Source organism: Mesorhizobium sp. 01N446 (assembly GCF_056399285.1).
In genome coordinates this window covers 1-1094 of record NZ_JBFTRA010000030.1, presented here as the reverse complement: position 1 = coordinate 1094, position 1094 = coordinate 1, and the positions used below count along the sequence as shown (strand labels likewise).

Below are 1094 nucleotides of genomic sequence, written 5' to 3'. Positions count from 1 at the left end.
GCCGTAGACGTCGCAGATCTTGACGTATTCAGCGGGTTCCGGCTCGGCGACGACGACGGCGTCGGCGGCGCGCGCACCGGAAACTGCGATCAGGGCCGCAGCGGAGCCGAGAAGAAGGCTCTTGATGTTCATTTTCTGACCTCCAGTCAGAATCGAGAGCGGAGATCGGTGAAAAACAGGTCGAATGGCCGTTTTCTGTTTTAGATCAGATAGATAACATCACGGATCGTCAGCGGGACGCTGTTCGCCAAAAATTGCTTGCTTGCAAATGCCTTGCACGATCCGGCCCTGAACCACCGACCCAGCTGCCGTGCATTGGTCTCGGTTTCGACGGAAACACACGCCTTCAAGGCGACGGCCAGATGAGACTTGGTCGACGTTACACGGCCTGATTGATGTGATTCGAAGCGCGAAGCAGGGTGGCGGAGAGGATGGGATTCGAACCCACGAGAAGCTTTTGACCTCTACTCCCTTAGCAGGGGAGCGCCTTCGACCACTCGGCCACCTCTCCGTTGCGCCGCTGGATAAAGAAAAGCGCCGGCACAATCAACAAGCCCGCGTCATTATATGGAAAAATAACAGGCGAACCGAGCCGCGCCTTTCCCAGGTGGGGCGGTTCCGCGGCAAATCCCTGGCTAATGACTCGCGGCCTTGCCTTGATTCCGTCAGCCGGTTGCCGGATTCGGCTGGAAACAGGCGGTTGCGGCAGCCCCGATGGTTAACGAGAGCTTTCTGAGTGAGGCCAAATCGTGTCATTTGTGCAACAACGCTGGGGGATAGCAGCCGAACAGCCCTTTCGCCGGTACGATCGTGGTTGAACGCCGCCGCCTCATGGGTAATGTCGAATTCGAAGGAGCGGCGCGGTGCGCATCTTTTTCGGTAGTGGGGATGGGGCAGGGAACGCTGTCCTTCAGCAAAGAATACCCAGACCCGTTTTTTAACTTTTGACTGGAGGTCAGAAAATGAACATCAAGAGCCTTCTTCTCGGCTCCGCTGCGGCCCTGATCGCAGTTTCCGGTGCGCGCGCCGCCGACGCCGTCGTCGTCGCCGAGCCGGAACCCGCTGAATACGTCAAGATCTGCGACGTCTACGGC

Annotated in this window: 2 protein-coding genes and 1 tRNA gene; 1 reads left to right on the top strand and 2 read right to left on the bottom strand. The window is 58.2% G+C overall.

Annotated features, from left to right (window positions below):
- A partial coding sequence (locus AC1DPX_RS35065) for a porin (RefSeq protein ID WP_366015734.1) occupies positions 1 to 132 on the bottom strand: 132 nt, incomplete at its 3' end.
- 288 nt (positions 133 to 420) lie between these two features.
- Positions 421 to 511: transfer RNA gene (locus AC1DPX_RS35060), tRNA-Ser, on the bottom strand.
- A 451-nt stretch (positions 512 to 962) separates the two neighbouring features.
- Between AC1DPX_RS35060 and AC1DPX_RS35055 the strand changes: the two genes are divergently transcribed.
- The coding region (locus AC1DPX_RS35055; RefSeq protein ID WP_366015734.1) for a porin at positions 963 to 1094 on the top strand (132 nt) is incomplete at its 3' end.